This is a genomic window from Paraburkholderia sp. SIMBA_053 (genome assembly GCF_046534895.1).
In the GTDB taxonomy this organism is placed as follows: domain Bacteria; phylum Pseudomonadota; class Gammaproteobacteria; order Burkholderiales; family Burkholderiaceae; genus Paraburkholderia; species Paraburkholderia caledonica.
In genome coordinates this window covers 1-260 of record NZ_JAWRXU010000991.1, presented here as the reverse complement: position 1 = coordinate 260, position 260 = coordinate 1, and the positions used below count along the sequence as shown (strand labels likewise).

At 64.2% G+C, this 260-nt stretch carries 1 protein-coding gene; it reads left to right on the top strand.

Features of this window, described 5'->3' with window-relative positions; all coding sequences use genetic code 11:
- Positions 1 to 29: 29 nt before the first annotated feature.
- A partial coding sequence (locus SB753_RS38580) for a hypothetical protein (protein WP_410805351.1) occupies positions 30 to 260 on the top strand: 231 nt, incomplete at its 3' end.

Genomic DNA, 260 nt, shown 5'->3' with positions numbered 1-260 from the left:
CGATGTCTGTACAGTTCTTGAGCCTCGCATTGACATCCGAATCTCCGCCACCTTCCAGCGCCTGCCACCATCGGCAACTCCTCGAATCGGCCGAGAGTATGGTCATCGACGACTCCAGTTCGACCGTACTGACCCCCCAGGGGCTGGTCGCCACGTGGGAGGGCTTGCTCGTGTTGCAGGCTTACTTCCCGTCGCTCGATCCCGCGCGAATCATCCAGGCGTGCCTCGATCCGGCGCACGCCCGGCCACCAGCGCCCTCC